The sequence below is a fragment of the Hafnia alvei genome, from assembly GCF_900095695.1.
Classification (GTDB): Bacteria; Pseudomonadota; Gammaproteobacteria; order Enterobacterales; family Enterobacteriaceae; genus Hafnia; species Hafnia alvei_B.
This window is the reverse complement of the sequence record NZ_FMIQ01000080.1, coordinates 19303-35999: the sequence shown is the minus strand read 5'-3', so window position 1 is coordinate 35999 and position 16697 is coordinate 19303. Positions and strand designations below refer to the sequence as shown.

Here is a 16697-nt window from a genome sequence, read left to right as displayed (position 1 = left end):
TCTCCTGACCTTACTTCAGCGGTGAGTCTTTGCGTTCCAGACCATAGCGCTCGATTTCTTTGTACGGCACGGTAACGGACTTGCGTTTACGCACGTCGACCAGCGTTACGCGGTCGGTACAGGAGTAGCAAGGGTCAAGGCTGCCGATGATTAATGGTGCATCGGATACCGTGTTGCCTCGCAGCATGTAGCGCAGCGTTGGCCAGTTAGAGTAGGTGGCCGCACGGCAGCGCCAGCGATAGAGTTTCTGGTTATCACCGGTCATCGACCAGTGAATATCGTCGCCGCGTGGCGCTTCAGAGAAGCCCAGTGCGAAACGGTTTGGAATATAGGTGAAGCCTTCAACGGCCAGCGGGCCACCCGGCAAATTATCTAAACCGAAGTCGATCATATTCAGCGCGGTGAAGACTTCGTTGACGCGCACTTTGACGCGGGAAATCACGTCGCAGCCGGTTTCAGTGTGAATTTCCATTGGCAGCAGATCGTAACCCGCGAACGGATGATCCACACGGGTATCACGGGCATGGCCGCTGGCGCGGATCATTGGACCCACGTTGCTGAAATCACGCGCGATCTGTGGATCTAAACGACCCACGCCCACGGTACGCTGTTCCATATTTGGCGTGCTGAACAGGATATCAACCAGCGTTTTCACTTCGGCACGCATTTCAGCGGCCAGTTTGCGGGTTTGGATCATGTCGTCTTTCAGCAGATCGCGACGGATACCGCCGATCAGATTTAGACCGTAGGTTTTACGTGCGCCGGTGAGGATTTCCGCCATTTTCATGGATTTTTCACGCACGCGGAAGAACTGCATAAAGCCGGAGTCAAAGCCGACGAAGTGGCACGATAAACCGAGGTTCAGCAGATGACTGTGTAAACGTTCGACTTCCAGCAGAATAGAACGAATAGCCTGCGCACGCTCAGGAACCTGAATGCCCATCGCGTTTTCTACTGAAGAGGTGTACGCAGTGCTGTGTGCAAAGCCACAGATGCCGCAAACACGGTCAGACAGGAAGGTGACTTCGTTATAACCCATGCGGGTTTCAGCCAGCTTTTCCATGCCGCGATGGACGTAGAAAAGACGATAGTCGGCATCTACGATATCTTCACCGTCAACGAACAAACGGAAATGACCCGGTTCGTCAGAGGTGATGTGCAGGGGGCCGATAGGGACAATTTTGCCACTTTTGCTTTCGTTGATGAACGGATAGGTTTCAACGTCGGTGGTTGGCGCCGGACGCTGACGATAGTCCATTGAGTCTTTGCGCAGCGGATACAGCTCATCTGGCCAATCATCTGGCAGCACCAGACGGCGCTCATCGGGCAATCCTACCGGGATTAAACCGTACATATCACGTACTTCGCGTTCGCCCCAAACGGCAGCCGGTACGCGAGGGGTAACAGACGGGAACTCCAGCGTTCTCTCATCGACCAGCGCTTTTACAGTGATCCAACATTTGGTGCCGGTTTCCATAGAGAGCACGTAGTACACCGCATAGCTGCCGCACAGTGGACGTTCGTCATTGCCGAACAGAACCGATAGCCAACCGCCTTGTTTGTAATACAGAAACTCAACCACTTCCGGCAACATATTGGTTTTAATGGTGATGGTTGCCTGAGTGTCTGTCTGCCAGCTTTCGTCCAGAATCGCTGAAGGGAACTGCTGACGCAGTTCCTGAATGTAATGTTGACCTATTTTTTGCTGATTCATAAACCGTGATGCCCCGTAAGCTGAGAGGGTGAAATAGTGAGTAGGTGAGCGAAGGTTGTCATAACCGGCCTCACGCAATTAACCATGATAAGAACGCCATTGCCGCCAGACCGAAACCGGCCCAAGTGGTGTAAGACGTTTTCAGGAAGCGCAAACGGGCAACGCTGTTTTCAAACAGGGCGATAAGGGCAATCCCAACCAGCAGTTTGATAAAGGCAACCACGATCGCCAGAACCAAAGCACCTGCGCTGAAAGTGGCCATTTGGCCCCAAGGGACAAAGACGCCGATGAAGAGTTGCAGAACAACCAACTGCTTAAGGCTGATGCCTAATTTCAGCACGGCAAACGCCGAGCCGGAATATTCGGTCAACGGGCCTTCCTGCAATTCTTGTTCGGCTTCGGCCATATCGAAGGGCAGTTTGCCCATTTCGATAAAGGTGGCAAATGCACAGGCCAGAAGTGCTAGCACCAGAGCCAGTGAGGAATTCACGTCCCAGTTAAGAACGTGGAAACTCATCACACCCAGATTGGTTGAACCCGCTAATAGCGCGGTAACCCAAAGGCCTAGCATCAGAATCGGTTCAACTAAAATGCCCAGCATGGATTCACGGCTCGCGCCGATGCCGGTAAAGGTACTTCCGGTGTCTAGACCTGCAATTGCAAAGAAGAAACGCGCAACGGCAAACAGATACACCACGGTAATCAAATCGCCAATCGGCGATAGCGGACTGATAACGGTGACAATCGGCAGGGCAGTCGCGATGGTGAGCATGGTGCCAACCATCACATAAGGCATCATCTGGAAGAACACGCCCGAAGCCGCTGGCGAAATATTTTGTCGTCTAAACAGTTTAAAAATATCGCGGTAGTCCTGAAAAATATCAGGGCCGCTGCGGCTGTGTATTTTGGCTCGCAGCACGCGGGAAATTCCGCTAAATAACGGAGCCAGCGCCAACAGGGCTAAAGCCTGAATCAACGCTAGCGCAAGGATAGAAAGCGAACTCATGTCATTCTCCTCAGGCGAAAATCGCCACTAGCAGCAGGGCGAGTTCAATCACCGCTAACGCTGGATAAACGCGCATTGCACCGTCACGCAGCAGACCACCGAACAGAGGCGCAGGGTTGCAAACTTTGCGTAGGCGATAGATCGGGGCAAACATCACGCGCAAAGGCTGAGCGAAGCCGGTTGCCGTAACCACCATTTCCGCTTCGTGACCATAACCGCAGGCCCATGCATCGCCGTGGCTACGGCGTGGCAGGCGTGAGTTTTTGTACATCCCCACGAGCAGCATTGGCAGAATCGGGAAGGCCAACAGCAGAATGGCGATCATCGGTGTTGAAAGCAGGGTGGTATTGGTGGTGCCGGAAATCATCACCGCGCCCTGTGTCATTTGATGTGGATCGAGCATCAAGCCCAGTGAGCCTGCCGCCATTTGCAGCATATATGGCAGAACCCAAGGTGCGCCGATACCAAATGCCAAGCAGCCAATTGCTAACAATACCGGAGAGAACAGCATGGAAGCGGGTGCGCAGCCTGCATTCGCTGCACCTTCACTGCGCGGTGCTCCTAAGAACGTTACGCCGAAGATTTTCGCCACACACATCACGGCGAGCGCACCGGTGATGGCTAGAACCACCATCACCAGCGGAGCGATAATCCGCATGCTCACCGCGGAAGAGTGACTCAGAGAGAACAGGGATTGGTAGGTAAACCATTCGCTGACGAAGCCATTAAGTGGGGGAAGTGCCGCCATCGACATCAGGCCAATTAACATCGCCGTGGCGGTTAACGGCATACGGCGCGCGACGCCGCCCAGTTTCTCGATATCTTTCGCACCGGTGCTGCGGATAACTGCTCCGGCGCCGAGGAACAGCACGCCTTTAAACAGCGTGTGGTTAACCATATGGAACAGACCAGCCATCAAACCGAGTACCGCCAGCGTAGGTTTACCCAGCGCTAAACCGAGCACACAGGCGGAAAGACCCAGCAGAATAATGCCAATGTTTTCTACGGTGTGATAAGCCAACAGGCGCTTGATATCGTGCTCCATCAGCGCGTACAAACCACCGATAAAGGCGGTTAGCGCCCCGACGATCATCAACGCGGCGCCCCACCACAGCTGCGGCATGCCTAGCCAGTCGATGCTCAGTTTCAGTAAACCAAACAGGCCGACTTTCAGCATCACGGAAGAAATCAGCGTGGCTGCATGGCTTGGTGCGCTGGAGTGAACCTGTGGGATCCAGCCGTGAAGCGGAACTAAACCAGAAACGATGCCAAAGCCCAGTAAGCCCAGCACAAAGACCCATGAGGCTAAGCCGTGGCTCAGGCTTGCCAGATGGAATTCGCTTAACGCCAGCGTGCCGCTATGACGGTAAATAATCCAGAATGCGGCGATGATAAGCACAGTGCCTAAACGCGACATCAGCCAATATAAGCTGGCTGCCTTACGCGCTTTGGCATCCTGCGACTGCCACACTAGCAACGCGGTGAACAGCGTCATCAGCTCCAACAACGCAACGAAGATAACGGCGTTATCAGTTAGCACTAGTAGGCTGATGGCAGCGCTCAACAGGTTCATCAAGCAACCAATCAGCGCGGCTTTTTTCGGGGCATAACCCTTGAGATAGCTAAATGCATAAACGCCGCACAGCAGGCTCACTACCGAGGTCAGCAGCAACATCAGGCTGTTGAGCGTACTGAACAGCACCGGCGTGTGATTAAACAGGTTAGCGCTGACGATTTCAGGGGTAAACGCCAGCCCTTGGCAAGCACTCCAGGTTCCGGCAATGCCCGCAACCAATGCACCTAGCGCTGCAACGCGAGCGCCAATCCAGCCTGAACCTGTTGTGCCTAGCAGCAACGCCAGGATGGCTGAGATGAGATAAATGCTGAGCGCGAAACTCAATAATTCAACGGTATTCATTGTGCGTCGGACCCCTCTGAGAATGAGCTAAACATCATCAAATCGGCATCCATTGCGTCCATCGCGTTTTGGCGTTTGGCCGCGCTCGCCTGAGACAGTTGATTATCATCAACTAGCATGATGGCGTGAGTTGGGCAGGCACGAACGCAGGCAGGCCCTTGTTCGCTGAACTGACATAAATCGCATTTCACTGCGATGCTACGAATACCGGGATACCAATCTAAGAATGGGCTGATGCCGCGCTTGTTTGGTGGTGCAGGCAAGGCTTTTGGCGTATTGCTGTTGGCTGGAATGTGCAAAGGCTTGCTGCCGTTCATGGTGATAGCACCGAATGGGCAGGCAATACCGCACAGCTTGCAGCTCACGCACAGGCTTTCACTCAACTGGATGGCGTCGTCGGTATGGGTAATCGCATTGACCGGGCAAACCTGTGCGCATGGCGCGTCTTCACAGTGATGGCACATGACAGGCACAGAATCGTGATTGTCTTTCACCACCACCAGACGCGGCTCAGTCTGCAGGCCATAAGTCTTATGCTCTTCAGAGCACGCGGCCATACAGGTGTTGCACCCGATACATAATCGGGGATCCGCAATAACAAAGCGGTTCATGTTCAGTCCTCTGGTTCAGACTACAAAAAGTAAAATTCCTCCTTGTTAAGCACAAAACGTGCCAGTAGATTTTATTTTTAATTTAATCGTTACTTTTCAATTGATTATTAGGTTTTTTGTTGCGGTTTTTGTGTGTCGGAAGTGTGTCGCTGTCGACACTTGGAGGAGGGTTCGACATTAGTGTCGAAGGCGTTACCCACTACAGATTCGGTGATGTTTGGGTAATGACCCCACCCTAACCCTCCCCTTGGCAGGGGAGGGAACTGTTCAGTGATGTTTGTAAGAATCTCGATCGGCTCCGCCCCCCTGTGAAGGTGGAGGTTTGGAGGGGGATTTTCCTCTCGATTATTTTCGGTTAATGACCGACTCTCTCACCTTCAATTCGCCCACAAACGGCTCTACTGGCTCAACGATTTCGCCGTTGCTCAAGCGCAGCGCTTGCTGAATTGCGGTAGAAATCATTTTATCGATAGGTAAATACACCGTAGAAAGCGGTGGCTGTAAATATTCCGCGCTAGGCTCATCATCAAATCCAAACAGAGAAACATCATCAGGAACGCGTTTTCCTGCTTGATGGAGCGCACGCAAAGCACCGATGGCCATATCGTCATTGCAGGCAAATAGGGCGGTAAAGGATGGGTTCTTTGCGAGAAGTTCGCAACAGGCGCGGTATCCGCCTGCGATGCTGCTATCGCTATAGGCAACGCAATCGTCGTGATAGGCGATGTGGTTTTGCTCTAATGCTTCTCGATAGCCTGCCAATCGCAACTGCCCCGTTGGGGTATCTATTGGTGCAGTGATACACGCGATATTTTGGTGGCCACGAGCAATTAGATAGTTGACCACTTCGCTGGCTGCCTGCTGCTGTTCGAAGAAAACACAACGCTCGCGAGCCTGAGGCAAATCGCGGTTGATAACCATCAGTGCAGGGTGCTGGCTGATTAACTGCATCAGCGCAGGCTCTTCCATAAAACGCGTATAGAGAATGATGGCATCGCAGCGACGATCTATCAGCAGTCGAACGGCTTCAAGTTCGCCTTCTGGTGTGTCATGACCATCGGTAACGATCATGTGTTTACCGCTCGCTTCGATAAGCTGAGCAGCTTGGCGCAGCAGCCGGCCAAAATAAGGGCCATCAAAGTTAGAGATGACTAAACCAATGGTATTAGAGGTCTGATTCGCCAATGCTTGCGCCAGCAGATTGGGGCGATAGCCCAACTCTTCGACCGCTTTAAATACCGCAACGCGCGTGCTCTCTTTAACCTGACCGGTATTATTTAATACTCGGGAAACAGTGGCCTTGGAGACGCCAGCCTGTCGCGATACATCCAGCATGGTTATCATGAGTACCTTCCCTGCATTGTTCGCAAAACCTAGAGTCTATCATACCGAACGTGGTGTAGAGACCGAGTGACGGCATACTAGCGTTGGGCTAAACATATTCGTGGTTTCTGGCAGCGGCGATGCTGTTGATAATGCCAGCGCTAGTTCTGCCGCCTGCGTAGCCATGGCAACGACAGGGTAACGGATCGTGGTTAAGCGTGGGCGTAGATAGCGTGATATCAGCACGTCATCAAAACCTATCAGTGAAATTTGCCCTGGAACATCAATGCTGTTGTCGCTCAGTACGGATAGTGCGCCAGCCGCCATGGGATCGTTATAGCAGGTCACAGCGGTCACGGCTTTGCCGTGACCAAGCAGCTCAGTCATCGCCTGTTCACCACCGATTTCATCCGGTGAACCGTAGGCAATCAGTCTATCGTCAACCGGAATATGATGCTCATGCAACGCATCTAAATATCCTTGTAGGCGATCGTGCGCATCGGAAATGGGGTGGTTTGAGCAGATGCAGGCGATGTTCTTGTGCCCTTGCTGGATCAAATGGCGCGTAGCAAGCCAAGCACCGTAGCGGTCATCAAGAGCCACACAGCGGGTTTCGAATCCCGGCAATGTGCGGTTGATCAACACCATTCCCGGAATTTGCTGCATGAGATGGGCCAGTTCTTCATCTGGGATCATTTTGGCGTGAACCACCAGCGCCGCACAGCGATGGCGGATCAGTTGCTCAATCGCCTGACGTTCTTTATCTGCGTTGTGGTAACCGTTACCAATTAATAAAAAATTACCGGTGGCATAGGCGACCTGTTCAACTGCTTTGACCATCGCGCCAAAAAAGGGGTCAGAAACGTCAGATACAATCAAGCCAATCGTTTCAGTCGATTGCTGAGCCAGCGCGCGGGCATTGGCGTTGGGGTGATACTGCAACTGTTCCATGGCAGACATCACGGCATTGCGCGAGCTGTCGCTGGCTTTAGGTGAATTATTGATAACGCGAGAAACCGTGGCTACGGAAACACCCGCGAGTTTGGCAACATCCTTTATGGTAGCCATGGGATTGTCCAAAAATACAGTGAGGGGAAGCGGTTACACGCCAGTGTTGCGGAAAACCCCCGCCGCCGCAAGTCCCGTGCAATATCGGTTTGCAGGGATATGTCTCAGAACGACAGAAATAACACCGCTAGTTACATTTTGCCCACGAATGTTGCGATTCGCAGCTAGCAGCGAATGGAACGACGTTTTAACCTAAATATCCCAGAGGTATTGATTGGTGTGATTTCAGTACATTTGTGGCTGAAGCCAATGTTTACACCGACCTACGCGGATGCGTAGGTTTTTTTTTGCTTCCCCTGCGTCTTTGAAGCTGCCGCTGCGTTGGCAGCGTTCGTTCACCCGAATCACTTACTGATGTAAGCTCATCGGGCTTCACTCTCTTGCCGCCTTGCCGCAACTCCAAATACTTTGGGGAAGTTTGGTGTATTTGAAGCTGCCGCTGCGTTGGCAGCTTTGCACATTTTCCCCACGGTTTTCCCCACGGTTTTTCTCACATTGACCTGAGGTGTTTCGGGTTTGAAAGGTAATTTACATATCGTTGCATTTTGAATGGTTATCTTGCGATAAATGCATAGTGATGCAGCCGAATGTCTTCTACATTAGCCATCCCAGAGGTATTGATTGGTGGGTTTTTCAGTGCATTTGCTACTGAGCCAATAAATTACACCGACCTACGCAGATGCGTAGGTTTTTTTTACCCCAAATTCCTGTACGCCTCCGCCTCGACGGCTGTTAGTTATTCTTAAATTATGATTATTTCTCATCTGTTTCCTGAAAAAATATCAGGGCTTTAGTATGCTCAATGAAAATGTACGTAATACTTATTGCGTATAACCTTTGAACATAGGGAGATGTGTATGGTTTTCCGTTTTTTCCGCGCTTTTTTCCGCTTGATATTCCGCATAAAAATTACGGGTCTTGAGCACTCCTTCAAGCATGAAAAATTGCTTATTACCCCCAATCACGTCTCATTTTTAGACGGTGTTTTAATGGCGCTTTATTTGCCCATTAGACCAGTGTTTGCCGTTTATAGCTCGATTGCTGATAGCCGCTATATGCGTTTTATCAGTAAGTATGTGGATATTGTGGCGCTCGATCCCACTAAGCCAATGGCGATTAAACATCTGATCCGTATGGTTGAGCAGGGGCGTCCGGTGGTGATTTTCCCAGAAGGGCGTATCACCGTGACTGGTTCGATGATGAAGATTTATGACGGAGCCGCGTTTGTGGCGGCACGTTCAGGCGCGGCGATTATTCCTGTTCGAATCGAAGGCGCGGAGTTTACGCCGTTTGGTCGTCTACGCGGGCTGTTCAAGACCCGTTGGTTCCCACATATTAGTATTCACATTTTGCCGCCAACGCATTTAGCCATGCCTGAAGCACCGCGTGCGCGCGACCGTCGTTTGTTAGCCGGTGAGCGTCTGCATGACATCATGATGAAGGCGCGCATGGATTCTCAGCCGCGGCACACGTTATATCAGGGACTGCTGGCGGCGATGACACGCTACGGCGCTTCCAAACCGATTATCGAAGACATCTCTTTTAAAGAAGATAGCTACCGTACGCTATTGAAAAAATCGCTGGGCGTGAGCCGTATTCTCGAACGATTCACCACGGAAGGTGAGCACGTGGGTATGCTGTTGCCGAACGCAACGATTACCGCCGCCGCCATTATTGGTGCCACGATGCGTAACCGCGTCCCTGCGTTGTTGAACTATACCGCGGGCGTGAACGGCGTGAAGAATGCCATGCTGGCTGCCAACATCAAAACTATCGTAACGTCGCGCCAGTTTTTGGAAAAAGGCAAGCTGACGCATTTGCCTGAGCAGGTAACCGAGGCTAACTGGGTCTATCTGGAAGATCTGAAAGATACCGTAACGCGCGATGATAAAATTTGGATTATCAAACATCTGCTGCGTCCTGAACGCGCGATGCTACCGCAAAAGCCGGATGACGCCGCGCTGATCCTGTTTACCTCAGGCTCTGAAGGTTATCCGAAGGGCGTGGTGCATTCTCACGCTAGCCTGATGGCTAACGTTGAGCAAATTCGTACCGTGGCTGACTTCACGCCCGCAGACCGTTTCATGTCGGCTTTACCGTTGTTCCATGCCTTTGGCCTGACCGTTGGTTTGTTCACGCCGTTGATGACCGGCAGCCGCGTTTTCCTCTATCCAAGCCCTTTGCATTATCGCGTAGTGCCGGAGCTGGTCTACGATCGTAACTGTACCGTGCTGTTTGGTACCTCAACATTCTTGGGCAACTACGCGCGTTTTGCTCATCCTTACGATTTTGCTCGCTTGCGTTACGTGGTGGCTGGCGCTGAGAAGCTATCGCCACATACGGCGCAGGTTTGGCAGGACAAATTTGGCATTCGCATTCTGGAAGGCTATGGCGTGACCGAGTGTGCGCCGGTGGTGGCGATTAACGTGCCAATGTCGACGAAAGTCGGCAGCGTTGGTCGAATTTTGCCATCGATGGAAGCCCGCTTAATGAAGATGACCGGCATAGAGCAGGGTGGGCGTTTGCAGCTGCGCGGGCCAAATATTATGAAAGGCTATCTGCGGGTCGAGAATCCAGGCGTGCTGGAAGTTCCACAGGCGGAAAATGCTGACGGCGTGATGGAAGCGGGTTGGTATGACACCGGCGACGTAGTTACGTTAGATGATAGAGGCTATTGCGTTATCCGTGGGCGAGTTAAGCGCTTCGCTAAGTTAGCGGGAGAAATGGTATCGCTGGAAAGCGTGGAGCAGTTGGCCTTAAAAGTGTCTCCCGATCATGAACATGCGGCGTCATCGCGCAGTGACAGCAGCAAAGGCGAAGCGTTGGTGTTGTTTACGACCGATGCTGAATTAAGCCGTGACCGCCTGTTAAAACAGGCGCGTGAAAGCGGTGTGCCAGAACTTGCTGTGCCACGCGATATTCGTTTCCTTAAACCGTTGCCGGTATTAGGGAGCGGGAAAATTGATTTCGTTACCCTACGCCAAATGGCCGAGAACAAAGAGACAGCAACCGGAGAAACAGCATGAGTGATGCAGTAAGTCCGACAGCGCCGTTGTTAAACCGCAGCATGAAGGCGGTGATTCTGGCGCAGTTTTTCTCGGCGTTTGGTGATAATGCGCTGTTGTTTGCCACCCTCGCGGTGATTAAACAGCAGCTCTATCCCGATTGGAGTCAGCCGGTTTTACAGATGGCGTTTGTGGCGACTTATATCATTCTAGCCCCGTTTGTGGGGCAGTTTGCCGACAGCTTCTCCAAAGGGCGAGTTATGATGGTTGCCAATGCGCTGAAACTGTTGGGCGCGTTGGTTATCTGTTTTGGCTTTAATCCGTTCTTGGGATATACCCTCGTGGGTATTGGTGCTGCGGCATATTCTCCGGCTAAATACGGCATTCTTGGCGAGATCACCAGCGGCGATCAGTTGGTGAAAGCCAACGGATTGATGGAGGCCTCCACGATCGCGGCGATCCTCATTGGGTCGGTGGCTGGCGGCATGATGGCGGATCTCAATGTGATCGCGGCATTGGCGCTGTGCGTATTGGTTTATGGCGCGGCGGTGGCAGCGAACTGGTTTATCCCGAAGCTGAATGCGGCGCATCCTGCGAAATCATGGAACCCTGCCCGTATGGTGTCGATCTTCGGCAATGCATGTCGGGTGTTATGGAACAATCAGGAAGCACGTTTCTCGCTAATTGGCACCAGCCTATTCTGGGGCGCAGGCGTTACGCTGCGTTTTCTGTTAGTGCTGTGGGTGCCGGTGGTGCTGAACATCACGGATAACACCACGCCAACCTTGCTGAATGCAATGGTTGCGGTGGGGATTGTGATTGGTGCAGCGGCAGCGGCCAAACTTGTTACGCTCAGTACGGTGAAACGCTGTTTGCCTGCGGGCGTTTTGATTGGCGTCGTGGTGGCATGGTTTGCGATGCAAAGTAGCCCATCGGTTTCTTATGCGTTGCTCGTGCTGGTAGGGATTTGCGGCGGTTTCTTTGTCGTGCCGCTAAATGCGTTGCTGCAAGAGCGTGGAAGACACAGCGTAGGCGCGGGTAATGCTATCGCGGTACAGAATCTGGGTGAAAACACCGCCATGCTGCTGATGCTTGGTCTGTATTCGCTGGTGGTAAAAATCGGTGTCCCGGTTGTGGGTATCGGCGTGGGCTTCGGCGTTGTTTTTGCTTTGGCAATCGCGGGCGTCTGGGGATGGGACGTTGTGCGTAGAAAGCGTGGAATTTAAAATGCTTTAAGTGCCCTCCCGGTAAAGGGAGGGCTGTTTTCGCGCTTACGGTGCCGGATAAGTAAACCGGCTATGAATTTCATCAATAGCCTTCAACACATCTTCGTTTAGCACCAAATTTCTGCTTTCAATATTACTCTTCAACTGTTCCAACGTGGTTGCGCCCAGCAAGGTGCTGGACACAAATGGCTGCTGACGCACAAACGCCAATGCCATCTGCGCGGGATCTAACCCATGTTTTTTCGCCAGTGCGACATATTCGGCGACGGCACCTTCGGTTTGTTTGCTGGTGTAGCGAGTGAAGCGGCTAAACAGCGTATTACGCGCCGTCGCGGGTTTCGCCCCATTGAGGTATTTGCCGCTTAAAGTGCCGAAGCCTAAGCAGGAATAGGCCAGCAGCTCAACGCCTTCATATTGGCTGATTTCAGCTAATCCCACTTCAAAGCTGCGATTGAGCAAGCTGTAGGGATTTTGGATGGAAACGATACGCGGCAGATCGTGTTTTTCCGCCAGCTGTAGGTAGCGCATGACGCCCCAAGGCGTTTCGTTAGAAACCCCGATGTAACGAATTTTACCCGCACGAACTTGTTCAGAAAGAGCTTCTAAGGTTTCTAGAATAGTGACGGCAGGCTTCTGTTCGGTATAGCGATAACCAAGCTGGCCAAAGCAGTTGGTTGGTCGCTGTGGCCAATGCAGCTGGTAAAGATCGATATAGTCGGTATTGAGTCGCTTTAAGCTGGCATCCAGCGCAGCGCGGATATTTTTACGGTCGAGGGCTTGTTCAGGACGAATACTGCTGTCGTTGTTGCGCACAGGGCCGGTGATTTTGGTCGCCAGCACAATTTTTTCACGGTTGCCTCGTTTGGCAAGCCAACTGCCAATATAGGCCTCGGTCAGACCTTGAGTTTCTGGGCGAGGCGGCACCGGATACATTTCTGCAGTATCAATCAGGTTAATTCCGCTGGCAATTGCCAGATCGAGTTGAGCGTGGGCATCAGCTTCGCTGTTTTGTTCCCCGAACGTCATGGTTCCTAAGCCCAGTTCGCTAACTTCCAGCGAGCTGTGTGGAATGCGGTGATATTGCATAGCTGAGCATCCTTCATAGATGGAACGTGTTCTTAGAGGATGGAACGTCATCCTCATTTATTTCTGCTACTACTTTAGCAAGATTATGCGGGCCTATACCCTTCATACTTGAAGCAACTCCAACTCCAACTCCAATTATTTTGGGTATATATCTACCCCAATATTTCGAGGTTACGCCACATTGTCATATTTCTAGAACAACTCCGTCACAAAACCTTCACTAAGGCTTCTTATACTGCCTGCATCTTGAAGCACGACGCGTATATGCAGAGTATTTATTTACAAGGAGATAGTGAAGTGGCCTCTAATAAAATTTTTTCGTTGTCTATGTTAAGTCTAATGATGTTGATGCCACCGGCGCAGGCGGCTAATCCGGCTCTGGCCGATTTAACGGCGCGTGCAGCCCAAGGAGATATCACTCAGTTTGGTGGTGCGCGACGCATGACGCAGGATCAAACCACTGCGCTAATTGCCTCTTTGAGCAATAAAACGGCCAAAAATGTCATTTTGTTGATTGGCGACGGCATGGGGGATTCTGAGATTACCTCGGCGCGTAACTATGCCGAAGGCGCTGGCGGCCAATTTAAAGGGATCGATGCGTTGCCGCTGACGGGGCAATACACGCATTACTCTTTAGATAAGAAAACCCATAAACCCGACTATGTTACGGATTCAGCGGCATCAGCGACCGCGTGGAGCACCGGTGTAAAAACCTACAATGGAGCTCTGGGCGTGGACGTGAACGGTAAGTCTCATCGCACCTTATTAGAGATGGCGAAAGCGGCGGGAAAAGCCACGGGTAACGTCTCAACGGCTGAGCTGCAGGATGCCACGCCAGCGGCACAGGCATCTCACGTAACCTCACGTAAATGCTATGGTCCAAGTAAAACGCTGGAGCTATGTCCGGGGAATGCGTTGGAAAATGGCGGTGAAGGCTCTATTACCGAGCAGCTGTTAAAAACCCGTGCCGACGTGACGCTGGGCGGGGGCGCTAAAACGTTCTCTGAAACGGCAAATTCAGGCGATTGGAAAGACAAAACGTTGATGCAGCAGGCCGAAGGACTGGGTTATCAGGTGGTTACGAATCTAGATGCGCTAAACAAACTAAGTGTCGCAGACCAGCAAAAACCAGTTCTGGGGCTCTTTTCTGATGGCAATATGCCGGTACGCTGGCAGGGGCCAAAAGCGACCTACCATGGGAATCTGGATAGCGCGCCGGTAACCTGTAGCGTTAACCCTGAACGCAGCGCTTCCACGCCGACGCTGGCACAGATGACTGAAAAAGCGATTTCGTTGTTAGATAAGAATCCAAAAGGTTTCTTCTTGCAGGTAGAAGGGGCATCGATCGATAAACAAGATCATGCCGCCAACCCCTGTGGGCAATTTGGTGAAACCGTTGATTTAGATGAAGCGGTGCAAAAAGCGCTAGAATTTGCGCGCAAAGACGGTAATACCTTGGTGATTGTGACCGCAGACCATGCCCATTCAAGCCAGATTATTGCACCTGATAGCAAAGCGCCGGGGTTAACTCAGGCGTTAACCACCAAAGATGGCGCGGTGATGGCGATTAGCTACGGTAATTCTGAAGGTGATTCACAGGAGCATACCGGCACTCAGCTACGTGTCGCGGCCTATGGGCCACATGCGGGTAACGTCGTTGGCCTGACCGATCAAACCGATTTGTTCTTTACCATGCGCGATGCGATGGGGATTAAGTAACTGTTTATACCCATCATACTTCAAGCTGTATCTTTGTTGGCTGCGCTCACTCACCCGAATCACTGACTTGAGTAAGTTCATCGGGATTCGCTCACTTGCCGCCTCGATGTAACTCGAATTATTTTGGGTATATCCTTATTATATAAAGATAAGTATCGGAGATAGGATGGGGGGCCATCTCTATTTAACGGTGGGGAGGTGGGCGTTTCATGGGGCCTCCCCTAAAAATAGATAGTATTTAGATAAAGTAACTCTGCGGTAATACCTTATTGCATGCTATGTTTTGGCTATAAGTATTTTCATCGGCAGTATGTGTTGCGCGTTATCTTATGAAAGAAAATAGTCCAGCAGATAAACAATCCCTTGTTGAAAGTGAAGTCGGGGAACATCTCCGTTTCTATCGGCTTTGCGGGATAATGGCTGCAGCAAGTGTTGTATTTATTACCTTACTAACGGTATTGGTGTATCCAGAAAGCATGCACGAAAATGCCTATCGTATTGCTTGTCTGGTGTATGGTCCCGTCACACTTCTTTTACTTCTTGGTATGTTTAAATATCCAATGATATGTAGTTGGATATTATTTGCTGTTTTTCATACCATGCTATTGTATTTATTTATTGATGGCACGACGTTTAATCTCGTTATATCGACATTGTTTTCGTTATTCTTTTTATTGGGTGTCGTGGCGAATACCCAACTCCATCGTGGCCTCGAAAGGCCACTGTGGCTGGCGCAGCGCAGGTGCAAGCCTATCGGGTTATTGTGTTTAATTGCTCTACTGGCGGCTTTACTGAGCAGCGGATATGCGTTTCGTTGGATTGAAAAGAAAAAAGAAGATCCGTTGCAATGGATTGAATATCGTCGCGAAATGCTGAAACGCTATGTGGATGCGACTCCGCAGGCTGATACTCCGGACAGTATGTTTAAGCTGCGTCGGGTCAGGCTGGAAGGGAAAACGCTGGTGTTTGTTTTCCGTGTTATTCCGCCATCGGATGAGCCGATTGAAAGCACTTTAGCCAAACATGCCAAAGATGACTTTATTGCGCACTGCAATGAGAAAGGGATTCGTCATTACAATATGAAAATCATGTACGTATATCATGTTGACCAGCTCGAACATATCTTTGTAATGGATAAGAAAGACTGTGACCGATTAGGCAAATAAAAAAGGAGAACGAGAGTTCTCCTTTTTTATTTATGTATGAATAATCTGATATTAATCGCTGCTTTGTTCTTTTTTGCTACGCAGCAAGTTCAGCGCTTCAACCGTCATCGAGAAGAACATCGCAAAATAGATGTAGCCTTTGGGGACATGTATGCCGAAGCTTTCTAGGATCAGGGTAAAGCCAACCAGTATCAGGAAGGATAGCGCCAACATTTTTACCGATGGATGGCGGGCCACAAATTCGCCGATTGGGCGAGCGGCAAACATCATCACGCCTACGGCAATCACCACGGCCGCCATCATAATAAAGAGATGATCTGAAAGACCTACGGCGGTAATCACCGAATCCAAGCTGAAGATAATATCCAGCAGCATGATTTGCACGATGGCACCTAAAAACGAATGGACGTTGGTGGTGATGTCTTCGCCACCGCCCTCAATGGTTTCGTGGATCTCTTTTATCGCCTTATAAATCAGGAACAAACCACCTAACAGCAAAATCAGGTCGCGCGTGGAAACGGCATGACCGAACGCGCTAAAGAGCGGGTGTGTTAAGCGCACAACCCACGCAATCGAAGCTAGCAAGCATAAACGCATCCCCATGGCGGCCAGCAGGCCGATGCGGCGGGCTTTGTTTTGCTGTGCTTTAGGAAGTTTGGCGACAACCAGAGATAAGAAAATAATGTTATCAATGCCAAGGACGATTTCTAGAATAGTCAGCGTGCCGAGCGCTAACCAGGCATTGGGATCCACAATCCATTCAAACATGACTCAGTACTACCTAAATAAACGATAAACGAAGATTATACGCTTTCTTGACCGTTCAGGGATCCTATGAACGTAGTGAAATGCTGA

At 51.0% G+C, this 16697-nt stretch carries 12 protein-coding genes; 4 read left to right on the top strand and 8 right to left on the bottom strand.

Going from position 1 to position 16697, the window contains the following annotated elements:
- Window positions 1-10: 10 nt before the first annotated feature.
- From BN1044_RS21020 to galR, 6 genes are all read right to left on the bottom strand, one after another.
- On the bottom strand, window positions 11-1714 hold the full coding sequence (locus BN1044_RS21020; RefSeq protein ID WP_072310307.1) for a hydrogenase large subunit: 1704 nt from the start codon (window positions 1712-1714) through the stop codon (window positions 11-13).
- 70 nt (window positions 1715-1784) lie between these two features.
- Window positions 1785-2720: a respiratory chain complex I subunit 1 family protein gene (locus BN1044_RS21015; protein WP_072310306.1), complete on the bottom strand. Its 936-nt coding sequence runs from the start codon at window positions 2718-2720 to the stop codon at window positions 1785-1787.
- Window positions 2721-2730: 10 nt separating this feature from the next.
- Window positions 2731-4638 carry a proton-conducting transporter transmembrane domain-containing protein gene (locus BN1044_RS21010; RefSeq protein ID WP_072310305.1) on the bottom strand — a complete coding sequence of 636 codons (1908 nt, stop codon included), beginning with the start codon at window positions 4636-4638 and terminating at the stop codon, window positions 2731-2733.
- On the bottom strand, window positions 4635-5249 hold the full coding sequence (locus BN1044_RS21005; protein ID WP_072310304.1) for a 4Fe-4S dicluster domain-containing protein: 615 nt from the start codon (window positions 5247-5249) through the stop codon (window positions 4635-4637). Before BN1044_RS21005 ends, BN1044_RS21010 begins: the two co-directional genes overlap by 4 nt.
- Before the next feature lie 345 nt (window positions 5250-5594).
- Entirely contained in the window at window positions 5595-6593 is a 999-nt protein-coding gene (locus BN1044_RS21000) for a LacI family DNA-binding transcriptional regulator (RefSeq protein WP_072310303.1), read from the bottom strand.
- 39 nt (window positions 6594-6632) lie between these two features.
- The gene (galR, locus tag BN1044_RS20995) at window positions 6633-7640 is read right to left on the bottom strand and encodes an HTH-type transcriptional regulator GalR (RefSeq protein ID WP_072310302.1); all 1008 of its coding nucleotides are present in this window, start codon (window positions 7638-7640) and stop codon (window positions 6633-6635) included.
- Between the two features lie 857 nt (window positions 7641-8497).
- Between galR and aas the strand changes: the two genes are divergently transcribed.
- Window positions 8498-10666: a bifunctional acyl-ACP--phospholipid O-acyltransferase/long-chain-fatty-acid--ACP ligase gene (gene aas / locus BN1044_RS20990; protein WP_072310301.1), complete on the top strand. Its 2169-nt coding sequence runs from the start codon at window positions 8498-8500 to the stop codon at window positions 10664-10666.
- Window positions 10663-11871, top strand: coding sequence for a lysophospholipid transporter LplT (gene lplT / locus BN1044_RS20985; protein WP_072310300.1), 1209 nt, complete (start codon window positions 10663-10665; stop codon window positions 11869-11871). Before aas ends, lplT begins: the two co-directional genes overlap by 4 nt.
- Window positions 11872-11916: 45 nt before the next feature.
- Here lplT and BN1044_RS20980 read toward each other — a convergent pair whose 3' ends face one another.
- Window positions 11917-12957, bottom strand: coding sequence for an NADP(H)-dependent aldo-keto reductase (locus BN1044_RS20980; RefSeq protein ID WP_072310299.1), 1041 nt, complete (start codon window positions 12955-12957; stop codon window positions 11917-11919).
- A 327-nt stretch (window positions 12958-13284) separates the two neighbouring features.
- On the opposite strand from BN1044_RS20980, the gene phoA reads away from it, so the two are divergent.
- Both phoA and BN1044_RS20970 read left to right on the top strand, forming a co-directional pair.
- Window positions 13285-14676, top strand: a complete 1392-nt coding sequence (gene phoA / locus BN1044_RS20975; RefSeq protein ID WP_072310350.1) for an alkaline phosphatase — start codon at window positions 13285-13287, stop codon at window positions 14674-14676.
- A 329-nt stretch (window positions 14677-15005) separates the two neighbouring features.
- Complete coding sequence (locus BN1044_RS20970) at window positions 15006-15842, top strand: polysaccharide biosynthesis protein (RefSeq protein ID WP_072310298.1); 837 nt, start codon at window positions 15006-15008, stop codon at window positions 15840-15842.
- Window positions 15843-15893: 51 nt separating this feature from the next.
- Here the strand turns inward: BN1044_RS20970 and BN1044_RS20965 are convergent, their stop codons facing one another.
- Window positions 15894-16610, bottom strand: coding sequence for a TerC family protein (locus BN1044_RS20965; protein ID WP_072310297.1), 717 nt, complete (start codon window positions 16608-16610; stop codon window positions 15894-15896).
- Window positions 16611-16697 lie beyond the last annotated feature (87 nt).